Below are 22,704 nucleotides of genomic sequence, written 5' to 3'. Positions count from 1 at the left end.
ATGCCGGCGGCCACGATCGCACCTCGACATGGATTGGACGAACGAGCATCGCCAATCCTTTGGGCAACCACGAAACTTTTTGCATATATAAACGATTTAAACAACTTTCAAAATATTTAAATCGATTAATGATTTGATATCATTCGGCTTTTCTGGTTCTGACCATCTAAGCTCGCGGAGTGGGCGTGCCGGAAACGCGCCGGCAAAGATGCGGCAAATCGGAGAAGGGTCACCCATGTCGGAAGTCGGCAAACGCAATCCTGCCTGCGCGATCGATCGTATCGGTCTCAGAACCTCTGGCCTGGTGCGCTACAATTTCGGTGCGGCCGCCCTCTACGAGGAATCGATCAGGCGGGGCGAAGCCCGGCTGACCGCGCACGGCGCGCTGGTCGCCGAAACAGGCCAGCACACCGGCCGTTCGCCCAAGGACAAGTTCGTCGTCCGCGACGGCGCAACCGAGCCTGAAGTCTGGTGGGACAACAACAAGGCGATCTCGCCGGAGCAGTTCGAGACGCTGCTCGAAGAGTTCCGGGCGCACGCCGCGGACAAGGATCTTTACGTGCAGGACCTGATCGGCGGCGCAGACCATGAGCTGAAGCTGCCCACCAGGGTCATCACCGAGTTTGCCTGGCATTCGCTGTTCATCCGCAACCTGCTGATCCGTCCGGAAGCCGCGGAGCTCGACCATTTCGTGCCCGAGATGACGATCATCGACCTGCCGTCCTTTCGCGCCGACCCCGCCCGCCACGGCACCCGCACCGAAACCGTGATCGCCGTCGACCTCACCCGCAAGATCGTGCTGATCGGCGGCACCTCCTATGCCGGCGAGATGAAGAAATCGGTGTTCACGATGCTGAACTACCTGCTGCCCGCCAAGGGCGTGATGCCGATGCACTGCTCGGCCAATGAGGGCCCTGGCGGCGACGCCGCGATTTTCTTCGGCCTGTCGGGCACCGGCAAGACGACGCTGTCGGCCGATCCGTCGCGCACGCTGATCGGCGACGACGAGCACGGCTGGGGGCCGCACGGCATCTTCAATTTCGAAGGCGGCTGCTATGCCAAGACCATCAAGCTGTCGGCGGAAGCGGAGCCCGAGATCTTCGCCACCACGCAGCGCTTCGGCACGGTGCTGGAGAACGTCGTTCTCGACGCCCATGGCGTGCCGGATTTCGACGACGGCCGGCTCACCGAGAACACGCGTTGTGCCTACCCGCTCGACTTCATACCGAATGCCAGCAAGACGGGGCGCGCCGGCCACCCTCGGAACATCATCATGCTGACTGCCGACGCTTTCGGCGTGATGCCGCCGATCGCGCGGCTGACCCCGGCGCAGGCGATGTATCATTTCCTGTCCGGCTACACGGCCAAGGTGGCCGGAACCGAGAAGGGCGTGACCGAGCCCGAAGCGACGTTCTCGACCTGCTTCGGCGCGCCGTTCATGCCGCGCCATCCCTCGGAATACGGCAATCTGCTGCGCGAGCTGATCGCGCAGCACGGTGCCGATTGCTGGCTGGTCAACACCGGCTGGACCGGCGGCGCCTACGGCACAGGCAGGCGGATGCCGATCAAGGCGACGCGCGCGCTGCTTGCCGCGGCCCTCGACGGCTCTCTGAAGACAACCGGTTTTCGCACCGACGCCAATTTCGGCTTCGAGGTGCCGGTGGCGGTCCCGGGCGTCGACGGCGCCATCCTCGACCCGCGATCGACCTGGGCCGACAAATCGGCCTATGACCGGCAAGCGGCAAGGCTGGTCGGCATGTTCGCCGTCAACTTCGAGAAGTTCGAAAGCCATGTCGACGCCTCCGTCCTCGGCGCGGCGCCGCACATGCAGGAAGCGGCGGAATAATCGCCCGCCACGCTCAGCCATCCTCGCAAGGCCCGGTCCCGATCGGGCCTTTTCTTTTTTCGTCCGCCGCGCCATGACTGCGGCATGACGAGCGACGATACAATCATCATTGCCGGCGATGCCGTGATCCATCCGGGCGACCTGCACGAGGATTTCATCCGCTCGTCCGGCCCCGGCGGGCAGAACGTCAACAAGGTGGCGACGGCGGTGCAGCTGCGCTTCGATGCACGCAACGCGCCCGGCCTGTCTGAACGCGTGCGCGAACGCACGATCAGGCTTGCCGGCCAGCGCGCCACCAAGGACGGCGTTATCATTATCGAGGCCGGACGCTTCCGCACGCAGGAACAGAACCGGGCAGACGCACGGGCGCGGCTGGCGGCGCTGGTCGCCAAGGCGGCCGAGCCACCACCGCCGCCGCGCAAGAAGACGAGGCCGTCGAAAGGCGCGGTCGAACGGCGGCTGAAGAGCAAGGCCGGACGCGGCACCATCAAGAAACTGCGCGGCCGGGTAGAGAACGATTAAGCAACACACCAGGCGCGTGTATAAAACGGCTTCCCATTTCGGATCGTAGATGCAAGGGTCCGCCATTGCCACAGCAAGGGAGACCAAAGATGGGCATGTTCGATTTCGTCAAGAGCGTCGGCAAAAAGCTCGGCATAGGCGGTGACGAGGAAGCGGCGCCCAACGCCGATACGCTGAAGAAAGAGCTCGATTCGCACAAGCTCGGCACCGACGACGTACAGGTCGTCGTCCAGGGCGACACGGCGGTGCTGAAGGGCGTGGTCAAGGACCAGTCGGTTTTCGAAAAGGCGGTCATCGCCGTCGGCAACACGCTCGGCGTCTCCAAGGTGCAGGCGGACGAGTTGCAGGTGGCACCGGCTTCCGGTTCGGCGGCGGCCGCGGCCAAGGAACCGACCTTCTACACCGTCCAGAAGGGCGACAATCTCTGGAAGATCGCCGAAAAGAGCTATGGCAAGGGCAAGGGTGCCAAGAACACGGTCATCTTCGAGGCCAACAAGCCGATGCTGACCCATCCCGACAAGATCTATCCGGGACAGGTCCTTCGCATCCCAGACCTCACCTGATCAAGGGAAACGCGAATCTGTCGGGGACCGGCGGCTTTCGGGTCGCCGTTTTCGTTTTCAGATGGCATGCTCGAACCGACGAAACGGAGCTAGCGACCGACCTCATGCTCGTTCTGCCCAAGGGCGTCCGCCACATGCCGGCCTATCTGTCCCGCGACGTGCAGGAGGCGCTGGTGGAGGATGTGAGAGGCATCGTCCAGCAGGCGCCGCTATTCGTGCCGGCCATGCCGCGCACCGGCAAGGAAATGAGCGTGCGCATGACCAATTGCGGTCCGCTCGGCTGGGTCACCGACAAGGAACGCGGCTACCGCTACCAGCCGACGCACCCGGTGACAGGGACGCCGTGGCCGCCGATCCCGGATGTGCTGATGCGGCTGTGGCGAGAGGTCTCGGCCTACCCGCATCCGCCGCAGGCATGCCTGGTCAATTTCTACGCGCCGGATGCGAAGATGGGCCTGCATCAGGACCGCGACGAGGAGGATTTCTCAGCACCCGTCGTGTCGGTCTCGCTGGGCGACGACTGTCTGTTCAGGATCGGCCAGACGACGCGCGAGGGGGCGACCCGGTCGTTCAAGCTGAAGAGCGGCGACGTCGTCGTGCTCGGCGGCGAAGGACGCCTCTGCTTCCACGGCGTCGACCGCATCTATCCCTCGACCTCGGCGCTGCTGAAAAATGGCGGCAGGATCAATCTGACGCTGCGGCGGGTGACGAAGGCCGGAGAGCCAAGCATAAGCCGATCTTAACGCCCGGGCGCTATCAAGGCCGGCAAGATCGTGGGTCCGCAGAAATGATCGCAATGGCACCGGCCAATGAGACTGCCCACAGCCGATCCGATCTGCGTTTCGCCGCGCTTGTGGTGTGCACCGGAATCCTGATCGGGCTGCGCTACCATCTTGCCTTGTGGACGTTCGACGCCCACGGCTTTTCCGAGCTTAGCGATAGACTGCCCTATTGGGACTTTACCAATCTGTGGGCCGGCAGCCGCATGGCGCTCGACGGTCATGTGGCATTCCTGTTCGATGTCGATAGCTATCGCGCGGCCCTGCGGCGGATGTTCTCGCCCGATCTTCCCAACCAGGAATGGAGTTATCCGCCAAGCATCCTGGTATTCGGCGCACCGCTCGCCCTGCTGCCCATTTTCCCGGCGTATTTCGTCTGGACGTTCGGCACAATTGTTTGCCTGTGGTTGGCGGTGCGGCCATTGAAGCTGGGGGCGGCTGCCGAGTTGGCCATCCTTGTGTGCCCGGCCGTCTTCATCAACGCGATCTTCGGCCAGAACGGTGCCCTGACAACCGCCTTGCTCATCGGCGGACTGGTCGCGACGCCGAAACGGCCGATCCTGGCCGGATTTTTGTTCGGCCTGCTCACAGTCAAGCCGCATCTCGGCATACTGGTCCCGTTCTGCCTGCTGGCGAGCGGCAACTGGCGCGCCATTGCCGCTGCCGCCGTATCATCGGCCGCGCTGTTCGTTGTGACCGGCGCTTGGCTCGGCTTCGACATCTGGCGGTTGTTCTGGACCGAAACCCGCCCGCTGATGGCAGCGATCCTGGAGGCGCCCTATCCTCAGCCCTACCAGTCCAACGCTGCGACGATGTTCTTCCTGGCGCGCGCATGCGGTTCGGGACTCGCGGCGGCTTACGCAATGCAGGCCGTCGCGACAATCGCCGCCGTCGCCGCCGCCATCTGGATTTGGCTGCCCTGGCGCCGGATCGAGCATCGCGAACGGGTCGTGCTGACCCCCGTACTGGCGACGCTGGCGACGCCCTACGGCTACAGCTACGACACGATCGGCCTGGCGGTTGCCGTTGCCTATCTGTTCTCAACGCGCAGCACCATGCCGCGGATTTTTCTGGCTCTGGTCTGGCTCTACCCGGCCGTCGCCCATCTGATAAACAATGCGGGGCTGGGCATCGGCGTACTAGTGCCGCTGTGCTTGTCGGCATGGATGCTAGCCGACATAAGGCGCCACGAGCGCTATGCCCTTGGTTCGGGCGCGCCGGACAGTGACATACTGTAAAGCCGCGGCTTGCCTAATCGCGCGCGGCCATATCGGCGAGGATGAGGACGGTCACAGATCGGTTCCGATGCAGGAAGCGCGTTGGCCGTTGCCAGCCGCAGCCCTGCCCTGATGTCAAACACGGCCACTGCACACATATTGCGCTCCCAGCGGCAGCTGGGAAAGCCAGCCTTCAACCTTGCGCGCGACGGAATTCGCGAAAGGAAACATCAGAAAATGGCCGCCTTCGATATCTATGAGGCCGGCTGCCTGCAGCAGGCGCCCGGCCTTGCGCTGGCTGATCAGGACGGCGTCTTCGTCGAACGGACAGCGAAGCACGGCCAGTCGCGTTAGCGGATTATAGGGATTGTGCTCGATCACGCAGACGACGCCACCGCGCCGGACGACGCGTCGCATCTCGGCAAAGAAGCCCGGCCACTGTTCGGGAGGCACATGATGGGCAACGCAAACCGCGAAGGCGAGATCGAACGCGCCGTCCGCGTAAGGCAGGCTGGGGCCGGGGTAGGCTGCGTATGTGACCGAGGGGTTTTCCTCACGTGCCCGCGCAATGGATTCGGTCGAGATATCGCAGCCATGGAGCTCGGGAAAGAGCGGCTTCACATAGGGATGTAAAGCTCCGACGCCGCAGCCGACGTCGAGCGCCCGAACGGGGCCTTTGCCGATGCCACGCTCGGCGATCAGTCGGGCAAGCGGCGCCACTTTGGCCTGCAGGAAGAAATCGTGTTTCAGCCCTGAGAAGCTGATCGAGTCGTCGACCGTCCTGTTGTATGTGGCGCGATATTGGTCGAACAGTTCGGCCATCAGCCAAACCTTCGATCGCGCGTCATCTGCAAGGTCGCCTTGGTGTTTCGGCTCTCGGCTTCCGCTTTCAAGGCATCCTCGAAGCCGGTCAGGCGATCGACGACGTAGAGCGGCCTCCGCTTGATCTCCGAGTGGATGCCCCCAACGATGCGCGGGGCAAGCAGCGGAAGGACCGCTTCCTCATTGAAGATCGGAATAACAAGGGAATAAACCAGGGCCTCTCGACCCGCGGTAGTGCTCGCGTTGATCACCGGTTGCTCCCGACACCCGCTGGAATCGCCACGAAAGCTAGCTCGGATAGCCTAAAGCGCCGTTAACCGCGTCGTCACAGCTTCCTGAGCGCCACTTCCTCGACAAGGTGGTCGGCGCCTTTGCGCAGGATCAAGTCGGCGCGGGCGCGTGTCGGCAGGATGTTCTCGCGCAGGTTCTTCAGGTTGATGTTGGTCCACAACCCTTGCGCGATTGCGCGGGCAGAATCCTCTGAAAGCTGCGAATAGCGGTGGAAGAAGGAGTCCGGATTGCGGAAGGCGGTCTCGCGCAGCCGCATGAAGCGGGAAATGTACCAGTCGTGGATCAGCTTCTCGTCGGCATCGATATAGATGGCGAAGTCGAAGAAGTCGGACAGGAAGGGTACGATCTTGCCGTCCTGCGGCAGCTTGCCGGGCTGGAGCACATTGATGCCCTCGAAGATCAGGATGTCGGGCCGGTCGATGGTGACGAACTCGCCGGGGATGACGTCATAGGTCAGGTGCGAATAGACCGGAGCGCGGACATCGGGCAGCGCCGACTTGATGCCCGACAGGAAGCGCAGCAGCGCGCCGACGTCGTAGCTGTCGGGAAAGCCCTTGCGCTCCATCAGGTTTTCGCGGCGCAGCACCTCGTTGGGCAGCAAAAAGCCGTCGGTGGTGATAAGATCGACCTTGGGGCTCGACGGCCAGCGCGCGAGCAGCTCCTTCAGCACGCGCGCCGTGGTCGATTTGCCGACCGCGACCGAACCGGCGATGCCGATGATGAATGGCGTCTTGACCACATCCGAGGCGTTGAAGAAAGCCTGGCGCTGGCGGAACAGCAACTGGCTGGCCTCGACATGCGCCGACAGAAGCCGCGACAGCGACAGATAGATGCGCTTGACCTCTTCGAGATCGATTGGATCGTTCAGCGACCGCAGACGGCGGAATTCATCCTCGCTCAGCGTCAGTGGCGTGTCGGCGCGGAATTGCGACCATTGCTCGGCCGAGAAAAAGCGAAAGGGGGAATATTTCTCGGTCGGTGCGAGCTGATCCATCGAGATTCCTGCCCTCCTCGCGGTCAGCGCTTGGACCGTGACGCCTTCTCGGCGATGCCCGAACGCCCGGTGCGGCTTTCGAGCTCCCTAAGCACGTCGTTCAACGGCACACCCGAAATGCCGAGAACGACGAGCCAATGATATATAAGATCGGCACTTTCCGAAACGAGGGCCCGCTTGTCGCCCTTGACCGCGGCAATCACCGTCTCGACCGCCTCTTCGCCGAGCTTTTGCGCCGCCTTGTCGATGCCGCGCGCGTAAAGCTTGGCGGTCCACGAGTCCGGATCGCCGGAATGGGCGCGTTCGCTGATGATTGTCTCCAGGTCGGAGAGTGAAAACCCAGTCATGGCGCCTTGGCCCTATTTCTTAGCCGCAAGCCTCTAGGGCCGATCACCCGAGGAGTCCAGCCGCATCGGCAGGCCGGCTTGCGCCATATGGGCCTTGGCCTCGGCGATCGTATAGGTGCCGAAATGGAAGATGGAAGCCGCCAGCACCGCGCCCGCATGGCCGTCGCGAATGCCTTCCACCATGTGATCGAGCGTGCCGACGCCGCCCGAAGCGATCACCGGCGCGCGCACCGCGTCCGACACCGCGCGGGTCAGCGCGATGTCGTAACCGGCCTTGGTGCCGTCGCGGTCCATCGAGGTCAGCAGGATCTCCCCGGCACCGCGATCGACCATTTTGCGGGCGAATTCGACCGCATCCATGCCGGTCTTCTCCCGTCCGCCGTGGGTGAAGATCTCCCAGCGGTCGTCCTCGCCGGTGCCCGACACTTTCTTGGCGTCGATGGCGACGACGATGCACTGGTTGCCGAATTTGTCGGCGGCTTCCGCAACGAAATCCGGGTTCTTGACCGCTGCCGTGTTGATCGACACCTTGTCGGCGCCGGCCAGGAGCAACTTCCTGATGTCGGCGACCTGGCGCACGCCGCCGCCGACGGTGAGCGGCATGAAGCATTGCTCGGCGGTGCGGGCGATGACATCGAAGATGGTCTCGCGATTGTCCGATGACGCGGTGATGTCGAGGAAGCAAAGCTCGTCGGCGCCAGCCGCGTCATAGGCCTTGGCAGCCTCCACCGGATCGCCGGCATCGACGAGATCGACGAAGTTGACCCCCTTGACGACGCGGCCGCCCTTGACGTCGAGACAGGGGATGACGCGAGCCTTCAGCATGTCAACGGCCCTCGATCGTGGTCAGGAGATCGTTCAGCAATTCGCCGACGAGCGGCGGCACATTGGCCTGCGCATCGAAGGCCGGATCGTAAGCGGAAATGGTGATGCCCGATATGGGAACGGAAAGCGCCATCGCGCAGACCGCCTGGCGCAACTGTTCCGGGCCAGGGCCGCCCGGCGTGACATAGCGGTTGGCTTGCAGCGCCTCGGGATCGTGCACATCAAGATCAAGATGCATGTGCACCCGTTGAGCGCCCGCAGCCTTCAGTTTCTCGGTCGCCTCTGCCGCTCCGGGACATTCCGTGCGGATCACCGGCAATGTGTCGAGCAGCTGTTTTTCGGCCGGATCGAGATCGCGCGCGTTAATCAGCACGCAGCGCGACGGATCGATCGGCTGGAAACCGGGGACGGCCGCCGCCATCGGGCGCCAGCACAGGCCGAGGACAGTGGCCAGCGCCATGCCGTCGAGAAACCCGTATATGGATGTGTCGGGTGTGTTGAGATCGCCGTGCTGGTCGGCCCAGATGATCGCGTCGGCGCCTTCGCCGGCGACCGCGCCGGCTGATGTCAGGCAGTTTCCGGCCAGCACGATAGGAAAGCGTCCCCTGTCGCGGGCAATGCGGACCTCGCCCGAAACGGCATTGCAGACCGCGAAACCGGTGGCGATCTCACGCTCCTGGACATCGCCGACCTTGCCGATGTCCTCGACCGCGACATCGTGGCCGGCCATGGTCAGGGCTTCGACCAGTCCGCCCGCAATCAGCGCGTCCGGCCCCTGGCCCATGCCGCCATGATAATGGCCGCTGTCATAGGAGGCCAGAATTATCGAGACTTTCAAGATCGCATCTCCACCGGGGGCGCGCCTTTCAGGATCGCCAATGCCTCGGCCGGATCGATACGGCCGTCGTAAAGCGCACGGCCGGAGATCGCGCCTTCGAGCTTTTGTGCATCGGGCATGGTCATGCGCACGATGTCGGCGATCGAAGCCAGCCCGCCCGAGGCGATGACCGGGATCGAGACGGCATCCGCGAGGTTTATGGTGGCGTCCCAGTTGATACCGGTCAGCACGCCGTCGCGGTCGATGTCAGTGTAGATGATGGCGGCGACGCCGGCGCCCTCGAACTTTCTCGCCAGTTCGATGACGCCGAGGCTGGACGCCTCGGCCCAGCCCTCGACCGCCACCTTGCCGCCCTTGGCATCGATGCCGACCGCGATCTTTCCCGGAAAGGTCTTGCAGGCCTGCCTGACCAGGTCGGGGTCGCGCACGGCCACGGTGCCCAGGATGACACGGGCAAGCCCGCGGTCGAGCCAATCCTCGATCTGTTCGAGCGTGCGGATGCCGCCGCCGAGCTGCACCGGGTTCTTCGTCGCCTTGAGGATGGCGCCGACCGCGGCGCTGTTGACGCTCTGACCCTGGAAGGCGCCGTTGAGGTCGACGACATGCAGCCATTCGAAGCCCTGTTCTTCAAATGCCTTTGCCTGGGCGGCCGGGTCGTCGTTGTAGATGGTCGCGGTCGCCATGTCGCCGTGCTTGAGGCGCACGCACTGGCCGTCCTTGAGGTCGATTGCAGGAAACAGGATCATGTTTCTCAAGCGCCTTCGACAATGACGAAATGGCCTGATGAGGCGGCAAGCCGGAATTTCGAGGCCTGCTGATATTCCGGCGAATGATAGCATTCCACCGCCTTGGCGTAGGATTCGAACTCGACCAGGACGTGGCGGTTGCCGGTCGGCCCTTCAGGGCTCTCGTGGCGCCCGGCCCGCACGACGAATTTCGCGCCGTACTTGGCGAAGGCAACGGCATTCGCCTCGATATACCGCTTGTACAGATCGGGATCGCGAACATCGATCATCGCCATCCAATAGCCCTTCTTGCTCATGGCTCCTCAAGGCCTCCAGCGCAGGAAATTGGTGATCAGGGCGAGGCCCAGCGCCTGGCTCTTCTCTGGGTGGAACTGCGTGCCGACGAGATTGTCGCGGGCGACGGTCGCCGTCACCCGGCCGCCATAGTCGGCGACCGCCAGCACCTCGTCGGGCTTGCGCGCATCAAGATGATAGGAATGGACGAAATAGGCGTGCAGGCCGGTTGGCCCGGTTGGAACGCCGGAGAACAGCGGATGCTTGCGCATCAGCTCGATCGTGTTCCAGCCGATCTGCGGGATCTTCAGTGCCGGATCGGCCGGCGTGATCTCCTTTACGTCACCTGATATCCAGCCAAAGCCATCGGTGATTGTCTTTTCGAGGCCGCGCTGCGACATCAGCTGCATGCCGACGCAGATGCCGAGGAATGGACGTCCCTTACGAATAGCGACTTCCTCGACAGCTTCCCACATGCCGGGGACGGCACGCAGGCCGGCCGCGCAGTCGGCATAGGCGCCGACGCCAGGCAGCACGATACGGTCGGCCGTGCGCACCCGCTCGGCGTCGGCTGTCAGGTCGATGCCGGCGGCGATGCCCGCCTCGCGCGCCGCGCGCTCGAAGGCCTTGGTGGCCGAGCGCAGATTGCCCGAGCCATAGTCGATGATCGCAACGCGCATGTCAGGGCCTTCCCGGAATGTGGGTCAGCCCAAGCGCCATGCCGGGCTGCGACGGCCGCGCCAGGGCGGCGTCCGGCACCATGCGCGGCACGGGCTCGGCTTCATCCGCATGCCGCTCGGCCTCCAGGGCAAAGCGCGCATCGGCATCATCGAGCGAACCGGCTTCGACCACCCCCCATTCGCGCCAGCCGCGGCGGCGGAGCGCCGCGATGCGCAGCGCCTGCCCTTCCAGGCCGACATAGAACGAGACCAGCAGGGACAGCAGCGAGCCGGCCCACCCAAGACCGAGCCTTTCGCCAAGCACCGAAAGCACCGCCATGACAATGAAGGTGAGTGCCGCTTCGATCCACAGCCGATGCCAGGCGAACCACAGCGGCGGCACCAGCAGGCCGAGCCAGGTGAAGCCGTCGCGGACAAGGGCCGTCGCATCGGCCTTTTCGCCAAGGCCGGGCGGTTCCATCACGACATAGCTGGCCATGACGCTATCCCTTCAAAGATCCCTTGGTGGAGGGAACAGCGTCCGGCTGGCGCGGATCGCGTTCCAGCGCCGCCCGCAGCGCACGCGCCACCGCCTTGAAACAGGTTTCGGCGATGTGGTGGTTGTTGGCGCCATAGTGATTGGTGACATGCAGCGTGATGCCGGCGTTTTGCGCCAGCGCCTGGAAGAACTCGCGCACGAGTTCGGTGTCGAAGGTGCCGATCTTGGGCGAGGAAAACGAAACGTTCCACACCAGGAAGGGACGGCCGGAGACATCGATCGCCGCGCGCGTCAGCGTCTCGTCCATGGCAAGATCGATCGAGGCATAGCGCATGATGCCGCGCCGCTCGCCCAGCGCCTTGGCCAGCGCCTGGCCGAGCGCGATGCCGGTGTCCTCGACCGTGTGGTGGTCGTCTATGTGCAGGTCGCCCTTGGCCCGAACGGTCATGTCGATCAGCGAATGGCGCGAAAGCTGGTCGAGCATATGGTCGAAGAAGCCGACGCCGGTCACGATGTCCGATTTGCCGGAGCCGTCGACACGGACCGACACGGCAATGTCGGTTTCCCTGGTCTTGCGGCTGATTTCGGCGGAACGGGGCGGCATGACCTTGTCCTTGTCCGTGAGTTTAAGCGCTTCAGGCGTTCGCCTGCTTGAAGACGACAGCCTTCTAGCAGCATGATCCGGCGATTGCCAGTTGCCATCCAGGCCGGTATCGAGCGTTTGCAATCACCGCCCCCATGCATACATATGGGCCGATCAAAGTCACTCGTACCGCGCCAATCGCCTTTTTAGGGATGACGCGAATCGGAGCAGCAAATGTCCAATGAACTGACCATGCACGCCACGACCATCGTGACGGTGCGCAAGGGCAACAAGGTGGTGATCGCCGGCGACGGCCAGGTCAGCCTTGGCCAGACCATCATGAAGGGCAACGCCAGGAAAGTGCGCCGCATCGGCAAGGGCGGCAACGTGATCGCCGGTTTCGCCGGCGCGACCGCCGACGCCTTCACGCTTCTGGAGCGGCTCGAAGCCAAGCTCGAACAATATCCCGACCAGTTGACGCGCGCCTGCGTGGAACTCGCCAAGGACTGGCGCACCGACCGCTATCTGCGCCGGCTGGAAGCGATGATGCTGGTGGCCGACAAGTCGGTCTCGCTGGCGCTGACCGGCACCGGCGACGTGCTCGAGCCCGAGCATGGCGTCATGGCCATCGGTTCAGGCGGCAACTATGCGCTGGCTGCGGCCCGCGCCCTGATGGACACAGACAAGGACGCCGAGGAGATCGCGCGAAAGGCGATGCAGATCGCCTCCGACATCTGCGTCTACACCAACAACAATTTCGTCGTCGAAACGCTCGATGCCGGCTGACCGGCCGGCCATGATCCCGAACCGAAGGGCCGCACAAGCGAAAAGTGGGAACCGGTCTTCGGAAGAGATCATGACCAAACAAGACGATAGCTATGATTTTCGGCCGGTGACCACGAAAGACCTGCCGATGATCGCCGGCTGGCTCGCCGAACCTCATGTCGCTGAGTGGTGGGACGATCCAGAGACGGAAATCGCCGAGATTCGCGATCACATCGATTCGATTTCGGTCGAACCGCTGATCGTGGAACTCGACGGCAAGCCGATCGCCTATCTGCAGAGTTACGATCCGCATCTGGAGGACGACCATCCCTATGCCGACCAGCCGTTCGGGACGCTCGGCATCGACCTGTCGATCGGCCGACCGGAGTTGGTCGGCATCGGCCATGGCTCGGCGATCGTGCGCCAGTTCGTCGAGCAGTTGTTCGAGGAGGGCGTGCCGCGTGTCATCATCGATCCCGACCCATCCAATGGCCGCGCCATCCGCGCCTATGAAAAGGCGGGATTTCGGGCACTCGATCGCCGGCAATCCAGATATGGCGATGTCGTGCTGATGGCTGTCGACGCAACCGACACGCAACATGGCGACGCGCAAGAGAGGTAATGGGGCATGGACGCATCGGGGCACGACAGGCTGGTCTCGGCCTATGAAGACAGCTGGCGCATGGGACTGCTGCTCGTCCTTGGCCTGCTCATCTTCCAGGCCGGAGCCCTCTACGGCATGGGGCACCCGCCGATCTGTACTTGTGGCTATGTGAAGCTCTGGCACGGCGTGGTGAACAGTTCCGAGAATTCCCAGCATATATCGGACTGGTACACGTTCTCGCACATCATCCACGGCTTCCTGTTCTATGCGCTGGCCAGGTTCCTGTTTCCGCGTTCGCCGGTCGGCTTGCGGCTGGCTTTCGCCGTCTTCATCGAGGGCGGCTGGGAGCTGATCGAGAACAGCCCGTTCATCATAGAGCGCTACCGCGCCGGCACCATCTCGCTCGACTATTACGGCGACAGCATCATCAATTCGGTGTCGGACACACTGGCCATGGTGCTGGGATTTGTGATGGCGCGAAGGCTACCTATATGGGTGATCGTCAGCCTCGCCATCCTCTTCGAACTGGGCACCGGCTACCTTATCCGGGACAATCTGACACTCAACGTGATCATGCTGCTGCATCCGTTCGAGGCCATCAAGCAGTGGCAAAGTGGAATTTAGTGATATGAGCACATTTTCTCCCCGCGAAATCGTTTCGGAACTCGACCGTTTCATAATCGGCCAGAAGGACGCCAAGCGCGCCGTGGCCATCGCCTTGCGCAACCGCTGGCGCCGCCAGCAGCTGGAAGGGCAGATGCGCGAAGAAGTGATGCCGAAGAACATCCTGATGATCGGGCCGACCGGCGTCGGCAAGACCGAAATCTCGCGCCGCCTGGCGCGGCTGGCCGGCGCGCCCTTCGTCAAGGTCGAGGCAACCAAATTTACCGAGGTCGGCTATGTCGGCCGCGATGTCGAGCAGATCGTGCGCGACCTCGTCGAGGTCGCCATCGGCCTTGTGCGCGAGAAGATGCGTGAGGACGTCAAGGCGCGCGCCCATGTCAACGCCGAGGAACGCGTGCTGGAGGCGCTGGTCGGCAAGACTGCCAGCCCTGCCACGCGCGATTCCTTCCGCAAGAAGCTGCGCGAGGGCGAACTCGACGACAGGGAGATCGAGATCGAAGTAGCCGATACCGGCAATGGCGGCATGCCCGGCTTCGAGATTCCCGGCATGCCGGGCGCCAATATCGGCGTGCTCAACATCAACGACATGCTGTCGAAGGCGATGGGCGGCAAGAAGACCAAATTGCGCAAGACGACGGTGAAGGAATCCTACGACCTGCTGGTCAACGACGAGTCCGACAAGCTGCTCGACCAGGACGAGGTGGTGCGCCGGGCGCTGGACGCTGCGGAAAATGACGGCATCGTCTTCCTCGACGAGATCGACAAGATCGCGGCCCGGTCGGATATTTCGGGCGGGCCTTCGCGTGAGGGCGTGCAGCGCGACCTGCTGCCGCTGGTCGAAGGCACGACGGTGGCGACCAAATATGGGCCGTTGAAGACGGATCACATCCTGTTCATCGCATCGGGTGCGTTCCACGTCTCGAAGCCGTCCGACCTCTTGCCAGAGCTGCAGGGCCGCCTGCCGATCCGGGTCGAATTGCGCGCCCTGGAAAAGGAGGACTTCGTCCGCATCCTGACCGAGACGGAAGCGAGCCTCATCAAGCAGTATATCGCGCTGATGAAGACCGAGGGCGTGGACCTGACCTTCACCGACGACGCCATCGATTCGCTCGCCGGCATCGCCGTCGATCTCAACGCCAGCGTCGAGAACATCGGCGCAAGGCGGCTGCAGACGGTAATGGAGCGCGTGCTGGACGATATCTCCTACGACGCGCCGGACCGCAACGGCACTGCGGTGACCATCGACGCCGCCTATGTGGAGAAACATGTCGGCGACCTGTCGAGGAACACCGATCTGTCGCGCTTCATTCTTTGAGCGGGCGCGCGCCGGATCGTTCCGGCGCCTGTCGGGCGAATGGATCATGTGTGGCCGGATGGTATCATTCGGCCACCTTTCGTTCTGCCGAGCGCAGGGCCGCTCTCGACTCGACCAAGAGCTTTACCTAGTTTGCGCGGCAATTCTCTAGGCGGCGGGCGCATGAAAAAACTGATCCTGGTCATTCTCGGCTTGACGGTGGCGGCAACGATGTTCGGCGCCGACGCGGCGACCATCGTGCCGCCGGGAAACCGCAATGCCGAGCAACCCGGGATTCCGGGAGCCTCGAGCCGACGCACGCAGGCCACCAACACCACGTTCCAGGCGAAGTACCGCAAGGTCTATGCGCTGCTGCAGAACGACGCCGACCTGCGCGGCAAGATCAAGAAGGCGGCAAGCGTCTACGGCATCGATCCAATGCACATTGTCGGAGCCATCGTCGGCGAGCACACCTACAATGTCGACGCCTACGACCGGCTGCAGACCTACTACGTCAAGGCGATCTCCTATCTCTCCAGCAAGCTGTCCTTCGCCTATGACGGCGAGGACATCACCGATTTCGTGCAGCGGCCGGAATTCAGGAAATGCACTGGGCTGTCCGACAGTTACGATTTGTGGGAATGCCGCGAGCAGGTGTGGAACCGTTCATTTCGCGGCAAGACCGTCGGCAGCGAGGATTTCCCCAACGACCGCTTCGGCGCCACTTTCTTCCAGCCCTACTATGCCGGCCAGACCTTTGGTCTCGGCCAGCTCAATCCGCTGACCGCGCTCCAGATGAGCGACCTCGTGCACAAGGTTTCCGGCCTGCCGAAGCTCGACGTCGGCGATCCCAATGCGGTCTACAAGACCATCATGGATCCCGACCTCACGCTGCCCTACGTTGCCGCGACGATCCGGAAATCGATCGACGCCTACAAGAGCATCGCCGGCTTCGACATTTCGGGCAATCCGGGCCTGACCGCCACGCTCTACAATGTCGGCAATCCCGAGCAACGCGCCTATGCGCTGAAGGCGGAGAACGACAAGCGCAGCGCCGCCGGCGAGCCTGTGAAGCTGCCGGAGGAGAATTATTACGGCTGGCTGGTCAATGACAAACTGCCGGAGCTGAAGGCGCTTTTCTAAGGGCGGACCCGGCGCGCTGACGTTAATTTGCCAAAGCCGCGCCCCCGATAAAAGCGGAGCTCAGGCCGCCAGAAGCGACTTCAATTTGACGGCCTGCGAACCGAGCGCTTCCGGTGCCGGCCTCGTCCGTTTGCCGATCAGCATCTCCGCCAGCCTGATGTCGCGGGCGACCGCATTGCCCGGCCCGATGCCGCTGGCGGCCACCAGCCTGCCGTCCTCGGCAAGGTGAAAGAGGATGAAGGCGTCCTCGCCGAGATCGCGGCGCACCGTGCTGCGGCCCTCATCGGGAAGCCCCGCGATCTGCAGGGACAAGCCATATTGATCCGACCAGAACCACGGCACCGCCCCATGTGCCTCTGCGGCGCCCAGCATGTTCTTTGCCGCCAGCGCGCCCTGCTCCTGCGCATTGCGCCAGGCCTCCAGCCGCACGCGACGGCCGCCATAGACGGCAAGCGGGAACGAACAGCAGTCGCCGGCAGCGAAGATGTCGGGGTCGGTGCTGCGCAGCTCGGCGTCGACTGATATGCCGTTGTCGATGGCCAGTCCCGCTTCGGCGGCCAGTCCGGTCACCGGCACGGCACCGATGCCGATGATGGCGAGATCGGCGACGATTTCGCGCCCTCCGGCAAGCGCGATGCGCACTTGCCTGCCGTCGTCGGCGATCGAGGCAATGCCTTCGCCGCACGTTATGTCGACGCCTTCGACGACGTGGGCATCATGGACGACCTTGGCGATCTCGGCCGGTACGCCGCGCATCAGGATACGCGGCTGCGCCTCGATGACGGTGACCGCAGCACCGAGCTTGCGGGCCGCCGCGGCGAGTTCGAGGCCGATGAAGCCGCCGCCGATGACGGCAATGCGGTTACCCGCGTTTAGGTGGGCGCGGATGGCCAGCGCATCGGCGAAGGTGCGGAGGTAGACGCAGCGCCCGCCAAGGCCAGGCATCGACAGTTTGCGGGGCGTCGAGCCGGTCGCCAGCAGCAGCTTGTCGTAGGGCAGGACCGAACCGTCCGACAGGCGTACGGTATGCGCGGCGCGATCGATCGCTGAAGCCTGAATGGAATGGATATGCCGGATCGACTTTTCGGCCAGGATCTCTTCGGTTGCGATCGCCCTGATCTCGGGCGCGCCGCCGGCCATTGCGTCCTTGGACAGAGGAGGCCGTTCATAGGGCAGATGCGGCTCGTCGCCGACCAGAGTCACCGCTCCCTCATAGCCGAGATCGCGCAATGCAAGCGCCGCGCGGCCGCCGCATTCGCCAGCGCCGATGATGACCATTCCGCGCGTCATGCCGGTTATCCGATCTGAACGAGGATGCTGCCAGCGTCGACCTTGACCGGATAGGTCCTGAGGTTGACGCAGGCCGGCGCGCCTTTGGCCTGGCCTGTCTTGTAGTTGAAGCGGCCATTGTGCTTGGGGCATTCGATGATGTCGTCCATGACAAGCCCGTCGGCGAGATGCACCTTTTCGTGCGTACACAGGCCGTCGGTGGCGAAATACTCGTCATCGGGGCTGCGATAGATGGCGTAGCTGCGGCCGCCGTGATCGAACCGCACCACATCTTCTTCGTCGATGTCTCCCACGGCACAGGCCTCGACCCAGTCGCTCATTCATTTCTCCCGCAAAATTTCCGATGGCGCCTCACGGGCGGGTGTCACTCCGCCGCGGCGTTGAAGGCAGCATTGTCGTTGTACAGATCCTCGCGATACGGCCTGGCCGTCGGCGGCAGCTCGCGCTTGAGGAAATAATCCTCGTTGCGCAACTGGCGCCAGAAGACAGGCAGCATCTCGCGATAGCCGGCCAGGATCGACGGCGTCGGCGCCGGCAAATCGTGCTTGATCAGTTCATGCAGCTTCGGCAGCGCATGGTAGGGCACCATCGGGAACATATGATGCTCGACGTGGTAGTTCATGTTCCAGTAGATGAAACGGCTGATCGGGTTCATGTAGACGGTGCGGCTGTTCAGCCGATGGTCGGTGACGTTGTCGGCAAGACCGCCATGCTGCAGCAGGCCGACCATGACGTGGTGCCAGGCGCCATAGAGCCTGGGCAGGCCGACCAGCATCAAGGGCAGGAACGAGCCGGTATAGAGCGCCAGCGCGATGGTTGCGGCATAGATCGCAGTCCAGATGCGGGCGATGCGGATCGCCTTCGGCTGTTCCTGCTCGGGAATAAAGGTCTTTTCGGCCGCGCTGATGTTGCCGGCGGCGTTGCGCAGCATGTCTGACATCGCATGCCAGGCGTCGAGCACGCCGACAAAGCCGAGGATGGCGCGCACCAGGTCCGGCGGCCGCATCACCGAGATTTCCGGATCGCGGCCGACGATGATGGTGTCGGTGTGATGGCGCGTGTGGCTCCAGCGCCAGGTCACCGGGTTGCGCATGATCATGAAGCAGGCGATCTGATAGACCCAATCATTCATCCACTGCGTGCGGAAGGCCGTACCATGGCCGCATTCGTGCCAGCGGGAATCGGTGGACGAGCCGTAGAGCACGCCATAGGCGAAGAAGAACGGCACGCACCACCAGGTGCCCCAGAACCAGGCACCGCCGGCGCCGCTGACGATGAGCGCGGCGATCCAGATCGCCGTGTCGCGGATCGCGGGCGCGTCGGAGCGCTGCATCAGCTCCTTCATCTGCTTGCGGGGAATGTCGGTGTGATACCATTCGGCCGCCGACAGGCCGGTCTCGACGGCCAGCCTGGCGTCGCGGCCGATCAGGCTGTAGTCACGCCGGGACGGCGCAGCATGCATGGTTGCCTCCGTCGGCAAGGGCATCCGCCACGCGAATGCCCGACATTTCCTAGCTTGGAGGCTGAAAATAACGCTAGCTCGTGATAGACTCAACATCATAAAGATAGTTTCTATCATTTCCTATCATAATGATGTAGGAAAGATGCGCAGTCGAACGAGGGCATAGATGGCGAAACGGCCGACCATATCAGATCTGGCGCGCATCTCCGGCGTCAGCGTCGCCACGGTGGACCGGGTGCTCAACAGCCGCCTGCCTGTGCGCGAGGAAACGGCGCGCCGCGTATATAACGCCGCGACCGAGATCGGCTATCACGCCGCAGGCCTGATCAAGCAGCGCATGCGCCAGGAATTGCCCGAGTATCGGCTGGGTTTCCTGCTGCTCCGGGGCAATGACGTTTTCTATGGCGATTTCGCGCGGGAACTCGAACTCGCGGTCGCACAATCGCAGCGCTTCCGTGGCGTCGCAGCCATCGATTTCGCCACTTCCCTGGCCCCCGATGAGATCGCCGCCCAGATGCGCAGGCTGGCGGCGAAATCGCGGGCGATCGCCGTGGTCGGCCCTGACCATCCGACGCTGACGGCGGTCGTGGAGGCGCTAAAGGCCAGGGGGCAGCCGGTCTTCTCCCTGCTGTCCGACTTCGCCGCCGGCATCCGCGAGGGCTATGTCGGCCTCGACAACCGCAAGGTCGGCCGCACCGCCGCCTGGATGATCTCGAAGGCTGCGAGGAAGCCCGGCAAGGTCGCCCTTTTTGTCGGCAGCCATCGCTTCCATGGCCATGAGCTGCGTGAGATCGGTTTCCGCTCCTTCTTTCGCGAGCATGCGCCGGACTTCAACGTGCTGGAGACGCTGGTCAACCTGGAGGCCAACCAGGTGACCCATGACGCGATGATCGATCTTCTGGCGCGATATCCGGATCTTGTCGGCTGCTACGTCGCCGGCGGCGGCATGGAAGGCGCCGTCTCGGCGCTGCGGACAGCGAAGCCCGCAAGCATGCCGGTGGTCGTCTGCAACGAGATATCAGCCGAATCGCGCGCCGCGCTTGCCGACAACATCCTGACGATGGTGATCTCGACGCCCCTTGCCGCGCTCTGTCGCGAGCTCGTCGATCGGATGGCGCATGCCATCGAAACCGGTGCGGCCGATGCGCCGGGCCAGACATTCCTCCCCTTCGACATCTATTTGCCGGAAAACATCTGAAGCCATTTCAGGAATGCGCGCAGCGGTTTTCCGTCCAGGTCGCGTCAGGACGGAAGGTAGGGCGTTTCCATGAAACGATAAAACCCTCGGCCAGCCCGGTCTGCCGCAAACCGGCCGCCTGAAATGATAGAATCCATCAAAGACAGCCGAAAATCACACGCCCGAATTCGGAATTTCCCTTGACGCCCCGATTCGAAATGGAATAAATATTTCACTGGCTGTACATTTTGGTTCTTTCGTTCCGACAACGGCTGGTTCGAGCAGGCAGTTCGGCGTTCCAGCCGGTGGTGAACCGCGTTGGAACGAAATGATATCAGGGAGAGATTCCCCGGGGAGATCGGGGATTCCGGATAGATCGGTGCAACCGGACACCCAAAGTGGAGGAGAGATACAATGAAGAAAATGATTTTGGGCGTCGCCTTCGCGGCGCTAATGAGTTCGTCCGCCATGGCCGCCAAGATCGGCGTGTCGATGGCCAAGTTCGACGACAATTTCCTGACCGTGCTGCGCAACGGCATGATCGAGCAGGCCAAGGGCATGAGCGGCGTGGAGCTGCAGGTCGAGGACGCACAGAACGACGTCGCCAAACAGCTCGACCAGATCAAGAACTTCGCCGCATCGGGCGTCGACGCCATCATCGTCAACCCGGTCGACACCTCGGCCACGCAGGCGATGTCGGATGCCGCGGCCGCCGCCAAGATCCCGCTGGTCTATGTCAACCGCGAACCGGTCAATGTCGACACGTTGCCTGACAACCAGGCCTTCGTCGCTTCGAACGAGGCCGATTCCGGCACGCTCGAAACCAAGGAGGTCTGCCGCCTGTTCAAGGAAGCCGGCAAGAAGGAAGCCAATGTCTATGTGATCATGGGCGAGCTTTCCAACCAGGCAGCCGTGCAGCGCACCAAGGACATCGAGGAGGTGATCGCGACGCCGGATTGCAGCTTCATCAAGATCATCGACAAGCAGACGTCGAACTGGAACCGCGACGAGGCCCAGAACCTGATGACCAACTGGCTGTCGACCGGCAAGCCGTTCGACGGGGTCATCGCCAACAACGACGAAAGCGCCATCGGCGCCATCCAGGCGATGAAGGCCGCCAACGTCGACATGAAGACGGTTGTCGTCGGCGGCGTCGACGCCACGCAGGACGCGCTTGCCGCCATGCAGGCAGGCGACCTCGACGCCACCGTGTTCCAGGACGCGGCCGGCCAGGGCGCCGGCGCGCTCGACGCGGCATTGAAACTGTCCAAGGGCGAGAAGGTCGAACACAAGGTCTACGTGCCCTTCCAACTGGTGACGCCGGCCAACATCGAGAAGTTCCTGAAGAAGAACTGAGCGGCGGAACGGTTCACCCCGGGCGGCGCTCAAAAGACCGGGCGCCGCTCGACCTCTCAGCGCTTTCAGGCGCCAGGAGCGACCGCGGCTGACGGAGGATAGACGATTGGCACAGACATCTCATGGCGTCGGCGGAGTCGGCTATGATGCGAAGAAGCGCACATGGCCGGCGGAATTCAACGTCTTCCTGGCGCTCGTCATCCTCGTCGTCATCTTCGAACTGATCGGCCGCATCTTTCTCGACGACAGCTTCCTGTTCAACACACGCAGCAATGTCGGCGGCCTCTTCAACGAGGCGCGGCTGCAGATCATCATCCTGCAAGTGTCGATCGTCGGCATCATCGCCATCGGGGTGACGCAGGTGATCATATCGGGCGGTATCGACCTGTCCTCGGGTTCGATCGTCGGCGCCACCGCGATGATCGCCATGAGCTTCGCCCAGGTGGCGACCGTCAACGGTAATCCCAATCCCAAGGCGATGTTCCTGACGCAGGGCTGGACCGATCTGCCCGTCATCGTGCCGCTGCTGGTCGCCATCGGCTGCGGCCTGCTCGCCGGCCTGGTCAACGGCGCCCTGATCGCCTACACGCGCATTCCGCCCTTCATCGCCACGCTCGGCATGATGGTGACCGCGCGCGGCATCGCCAAATGGTGGTCCAAGGGCCAGCCGATCTCGTTTCCCACCGACAGTTTCGCCGCGATCGGCAAGGGCCTCATGCCCGTCATCATCTTTCTGTCGCTGGCCGTGCTGTTCCAGCTGATCATGACCTACACACGATATGGCAAGCATTGCTACGCGATCGGCTCCAACGAGGACGCCGCACGCATGTCCGGCATCAAGATCGCCAACCACAAGATCCTGGTCTATGTCATCGCCGGCATACTCGCATCGCTCGCCGCAGTGGTGCTCTCTTCCAAGAACCTCACCGCCCAGGCCGGCATGGGCGTGATGTACGAACTCGACGCCATCGCCATGGCGGTCATCGGCGGCGTATCGCTGTCGGGCGGCCGCGGCTCGATCATCGGCACGGTGATCGGCGCGCTGATCTTCGGCGTCATCATCTCCGGCTTCACCTTCCTGCGCCTCGACGCCTACTACCAGGAGATGGTCAAGGGCGTGATCATCGTCGGCGCCGTCGTTCTCGACCAGTGGCGCCAGCGCCTGCGGGCATTGAGGGCTTGACC

27 protein-coding genes are annotated in these 22,704 nt (G+C 63.2%); 13 read left to right on the top strand and 14 right to left on the bottom strand.

Annotated features, from left to right (window positions below; all coding sequences use genetic code 11):
• Nucleotides 1-235: 235 nt before the first annotated feature.
• The 5 genes from LB533_RS26100 (at nucleotide 236) to LB533_RS26080 (ending at nucleotide 4,948) form a co-directional block, all read left to right on the top strand.
• Complete coding sequence (locus tag LB533_RS26100) at nucleotides 236-1,846, top strand: phosphoenolpyruvate carboxykinase (protein WP_224678532.1); 1,611 nt, start codon at nucleotides 236-238, stop codon at nucleotides 1,844-1,846.
• Nucleotides 1,847-1,930: 84 nt separating this feature from the next.
• The gene (arfB, locus tag LB533_RS26095; RefSeq protein WP_224678531.1) at nucleotides 1,931-2,368 is read left to right on the top strand and encodes an alternative ribosome rescue aminoacyl-tRNA hydrolase ArfB; all 438 of its coding nucleotides are present in this window, start codon (nucleotides 1,931-1,933) and stop codon (nucleotides 2,366-2,368) included.
• Nucleotides 2,369-2,457: 89 nt separating this feature from the next.
• Entirely contained in the window at nucleotides 2,458-2,931 is a 474-nt protein-coding gene (gene lysM, locus LB533_RS26090) for a peptidoglycan-binding protein LysM (RefSeq protein ID WP_224678530.1), read from the top strand.
• Between the two features lie 104 nt (nucleotides 2,932-3,035).
• On the top strand, nucleotides 3,036-3,674 hold the full coding sequence (locus LB533_RS26085) for an alpha-ketoglutarate-dependent dioxygenase AlkB family protein (RefSeq protein WP_140643829.1): 639 nt from the start codon (nucleotides 3,036-3,038) through the stop codon (nucleotides 3,672-3,674).
• Nucleotides 3,675-3,727: 53 nt separating this feature from the next.
• Nucleotides 3,728-4,948 carry a glycosyltransferase family 87 protein gene (locus tag LB533_RS26080; protein WP_181169579.1) on the top strand — a complete coding sequence of 407 codons (1,221 nt, stop codon included), beginning with the start codon at nucleotides 3,728-3,730 and terminating at the stop codon, nucleotides 4,946-4,948.
• A gap of 114 nt (nucleotides 4,949-5,062) precedes the next feature.
• On the opposite strand, the gene LB533_RS26075 is transcribed toward LB533_RS26080, so the two are convergent.
• The 11 genes from LB533_RS26075 to hisB form a co-directional block, all read right to left on the bottom strand.
• A complete protein-coding gene (locus LB533_RS26075) occupies nucleotides 5,063-5,749 on the bottom strand; it encodes a class I SAM-dependent methyltransferase (RefSeq protein WP_224678529.1) in 687 nt (228 codons plus the stop codon).
• The gene (locus LB533_RS26070) at nucleotides 5,749-6,000 is read right to left on the bottom strand and encodes a hypothetical protein (protein WP_140643834.1); all 252 of its coding nucleotides are present in this window, start codon (nucleotides 5,998-6,000) and stop codon (nucleotides 5,749-5,751) included. The genes LB533_RS26075 and LB533_RS26070 overlap by 1 nt, the downstream gene beginning before the upstream one ends.
• 74 nt (nucleotides 6,001-6,074) lie before the next feature.
• Nucleotides 6,075-7,034 (bottom strand): type I pantothenate kinase, encoded by a 960-nt coding sequence (coaA, locus tag LB533_RS26065; protein ID WP_140643836.1) that lies wholly within the window; start codon nucleotides 7,032-7,034, stop codon nucleotides 6,075-6,077.
• A gap of 23 nt (nucleotides 7,035-7,057) precedes the next feature.
• On the bottom strand, nucleotides 7,058-7,381 hold the full coding sequence (locus LB533_RS26060) for a phosphoribosyl-ATP diphosphatase (RefSeq protein WP_140643838.1): 324 nt from the start codon (nucleotides 7,379-7,381) through the stop codon (nucleotides 7,058-7,060).
• 33 nt (nucleotides 7,382-7,414) lie between these two features.
• Nucleotides 7,415-8,206: an imidazole glycerol phosphate synthase subunit HisF gene (hisF, locus tag LB533_RS26055; protein WP_140643840.1), complete on the bottom strand. Its 792-nt coding sequence runs from the start codon at nucleotides 8,204-8,206 to the stop codon at nucleotides 7,415-7,417.
• A gap of 1 nt (nucleotide 8,207) precedes the next feature.
• The gene (locus tag LB533_RS26050; protein WP_140643842.1) at nucleotides 8,208-9,044 is read right to left on the bottom strand and encodes an arginase family protein; all 837 of its coding nucleotides are present in this window, start codon (nucleotides 9,042-9,044) and stop codon (nucleotides 8,208-8,210) included.
• Entirely contained in the window at nucleotides 9,041-9,790 is a 750-nt protein-coding gene (gene hisA / locus LB533_RS26045) for a 1-(5-phosphoribosyl)-5-[(5-phosphoribosylamino)methylideneamino]imidazole-4-carboxamide isomerase (RefSeq protein ID WP_140643844.1), read from the bottom strand. The genes LB533_RS26050 and hisA overlap by 4 nt, the downstream gene beginning before the upstream one ends.
• Nucleotides 9,791-9,795: 5 nt before the next feature.
• Nucleotides 9,796-10,086, bottom strand: a complete 291-nt coding sequence (locus tag LB533_RS26040) for a DUF1330 domain-containing protein (RefSeq protein WP_140643845.1) — start codon at nucleotides 10,084-10,086, stop codon at nucleotides 9,796-9,798.
• A 6-nt stretch (nucleotides 10,087-10,092) separates the two neighbouring features.
• The gene (gene hisH / locus LB533_RS26035) at nucleotides 10,093-10,743 is read right to left on the bottom strand and encodes an imidazole glycerol phosphate synthase subunit HisH (protein WP_140643846.1); all 651 of its coding nucleotides are present in this window, start codon (nucleotides 10,741-10,743) and stop codon (nucleotides 10,093-10,095) included.
• 1 nt (nucleotide 10,744) lies between these two features.
• Nucleotides 10,745-11,221: a DUF2628 domain-containing protein gene (locus LB533_RS26030; RefSeq protein ID WP_224678528.1), complete on the bottom strand. Its 477-nt coding sequence runs from the start codon at nucleotides 11,219-11,221 to the stop codon at nucleotides 10,745-10,747.
• A 4-nt stretch (nucleotides 11,222-11,225) separates the two neighbouring features.
• Nucleotides 11,226-11,825 (bottom strand): imidazoleglycerol-phosphate dehydratase HisB, encoded by a 600-nt coding sequence (gene hisB, locus LB533_RS26025; protein WP_224678527.1) that lies wholly within the window; start codon nucleotides 11,823-11,825, stop codon nucleotides 11,226-11,228.
• A gap of 213 nt (nucleotides 11,826-12,038) precedes the next feature.
• Here hisB and hslV point away from each other — a divergent pair, with 213 nt between their 5' ends.
• From hslV to LB533_RS26000, 5 genes are all read left to right on the top strand, one after another.
• On the top strand, nucleotides 12,039-12,590 hold the full coding sequence (gene hslV / locus LB533_RS26020; RefSeq protein WP_140531019.1) for an ATP-dependent protease subunit HslV: 552 nt from the start codon (nucleotides 12,039-12,041) through the stop codon (nucleotides 12,588-12,590).
• A 70-nt stretch (nucleotides 12,591-12,660) separates the two neighbouring features.
• Nucleotides 12,661-13,191, top strand: a complete 531-nt coding sequence (locus tag LB533_RS26015) for a GNAT family N-acetyltransferase (RefSeq protein ID WP_224678526.1) — start codon at nucleotides 12,661-12,663, stop codon at nucleotides 13,189-13,191.
• 6 nt (nucleotides 13,192-13,197) lie between these two features.
• Nucleotides 13,198-13,797 (top strand): DUF2585 domain-containing protein, encoded by a 600-nt coding sequence (locus LB533_RS26010; RefSeq protein WP_224556403.1) that lies wholly within the window; start codon nucleotides 13,198-13,200, stop codon nucleotides 13,795-13,797.
• 4 nt (nucleotides 13,798-13,801) lie between these two features.
• Nucleotides 13,802-15,112 (top strand): ATP-dependent protease ATPase subunit HslU, encoded by a 1,311-nt coding sequence (hslU, locus tag LB533_RS26005; RefSeq protein ID WP_224678525.1) that lies wholly within the window; start codon nucleotides 13,802-13,804, stop codon nucleotides 15,110-15,112.
• Nucleotides 15,113-15,274: 162 nt separating this feature from the next.
• Nucleotides 15,275-16,234, top strand: coding sequence for a DUF1402 family protein (locus LB533_RS26000; protein ID WP_224678524.1), 960 nt, complete (start codon nucleotides 15,275-15,277; stop codon nucleotides 16,232-16,234).
• A gap of 60 nt (nucleotides 16,235-16,294) precedes the next feature.
• Here LB533_RS26000 and LB533_RS25995 read toward each other — a convergent pair whose 3' ends face one another.
• The 3 genes from LB533_RS25995 to LB533_RS25985 are packed head-to-tail and all read right to left on the bottom strand — an operon-like array spanning nucleotide 16,295 to nucleotide 18,986.
• Nucleotides 16,295-17,524, bottom strand: coding sequence for an NAD(P)/FAD-dependent oxidoreductase (locus LB533_RS25995; protein ID WP_224678523.1), 1,230 nt, complete (start codon nucleotides 17,522-17,524; stop codon nucleotides 16,295-16,297).
• Nucleotides 17,525-17,529: 5 nt separating this feature from the next.
• On the bottom strand, nucleotides 17,530-17,844 hold the full coding sequence (locus tag LB533_RS25990; protein WP_224678522.1) for a MocE family 2Fe-2S type ferredoxin: 315 nt from the start codon (nucleotides 17,842-17,844) through the stop codon (nucleotides 17,530-17,532).
• A 44-nt stretch (nucleotides 17,845-17,888) separates the two neighbouring features.
• Nucleotides 17,889-18,986, bottom strand: a complete 1,098-nt coding sequence (locus LB533_RS25985; protein ID WP_224678521.1) for a fatty acid desaturase family protein — start codon at nucleotides 18,984-18,986, stop codon at nucleotides 17,889-17,891.
• Between the two features lie 166 nt (nucleotides 18,987-19,152).
• Between LB533_RS25985 and LB533_RS25980 the strand changes: the two genes are divergently transcribed.
• The 3 genes from LB533_RS25980 to LB533_RS25970 all read left to right on the top strand — a co-directional run bounded on the left by LB533_RS25980 (nucleotide 19,153) and on the right by LB533_RS25970 (nucleotide 22,702).
• Nucleotides 19,153-20,184 carry a LacI family DNA-binding transcriptional regulator gene (locus LB533_RS25980; RefSeq protein ID WP_140643861.1) on the top strand — a complete coding sequence of 344 codons (1,032 nt, stop codon included), beginning with the start codon at nucleotides 19,153-19,155 and terminating at the stop codon, nucleotides 20,182-20,184.
• A gap of 393 nt (nucleotides 20,185-20,577) precedes the next feature.
• The gene (locus LB533_RS25975; RefSeq protein WP_224678520.1) at nucleotides 20,578-21,519 is read left to right on the top strand and encodes a sugar ABC transporter substrate-binding protein; all 942 of its coding nucleotides are present in this window, start codon (nucleotides 20,578-20,580) and stop codon (nucleotides 21,517-21,519) included.
• Between the two features lie 106 nt (nucleotides 21,520-21,625).
• Nucleotides 21,626-22,702 carry an ABC transporter permease gene (locus LB533_RS25970; RefSeq protein WP_224678519.1) on the top strand — a complete coding sequence of 359 codons (1,077 nt, stop codon included), beginning with the start codon at nucleotides 21,626-21,628 and terminating at the stop codon, nucleotides 22,700-22,702.
• Nucleotides 22,703-22,704 lie beyond the last annotated feature (2 nt).

This window comes from Mesorhizobium sp. BR1-1-13, from assembly GCF_020165515.1.
In the GTDB taxonomy this organism is placed as follows: Bacteria; Pseudomonadota; Alphaproteobacteria; order Rhizobiales; family Rhizobiaceae; genus Mesorhizobium.
This window is presented reverse-complemented; position numbering and strand designations above follow the sequence as displayed.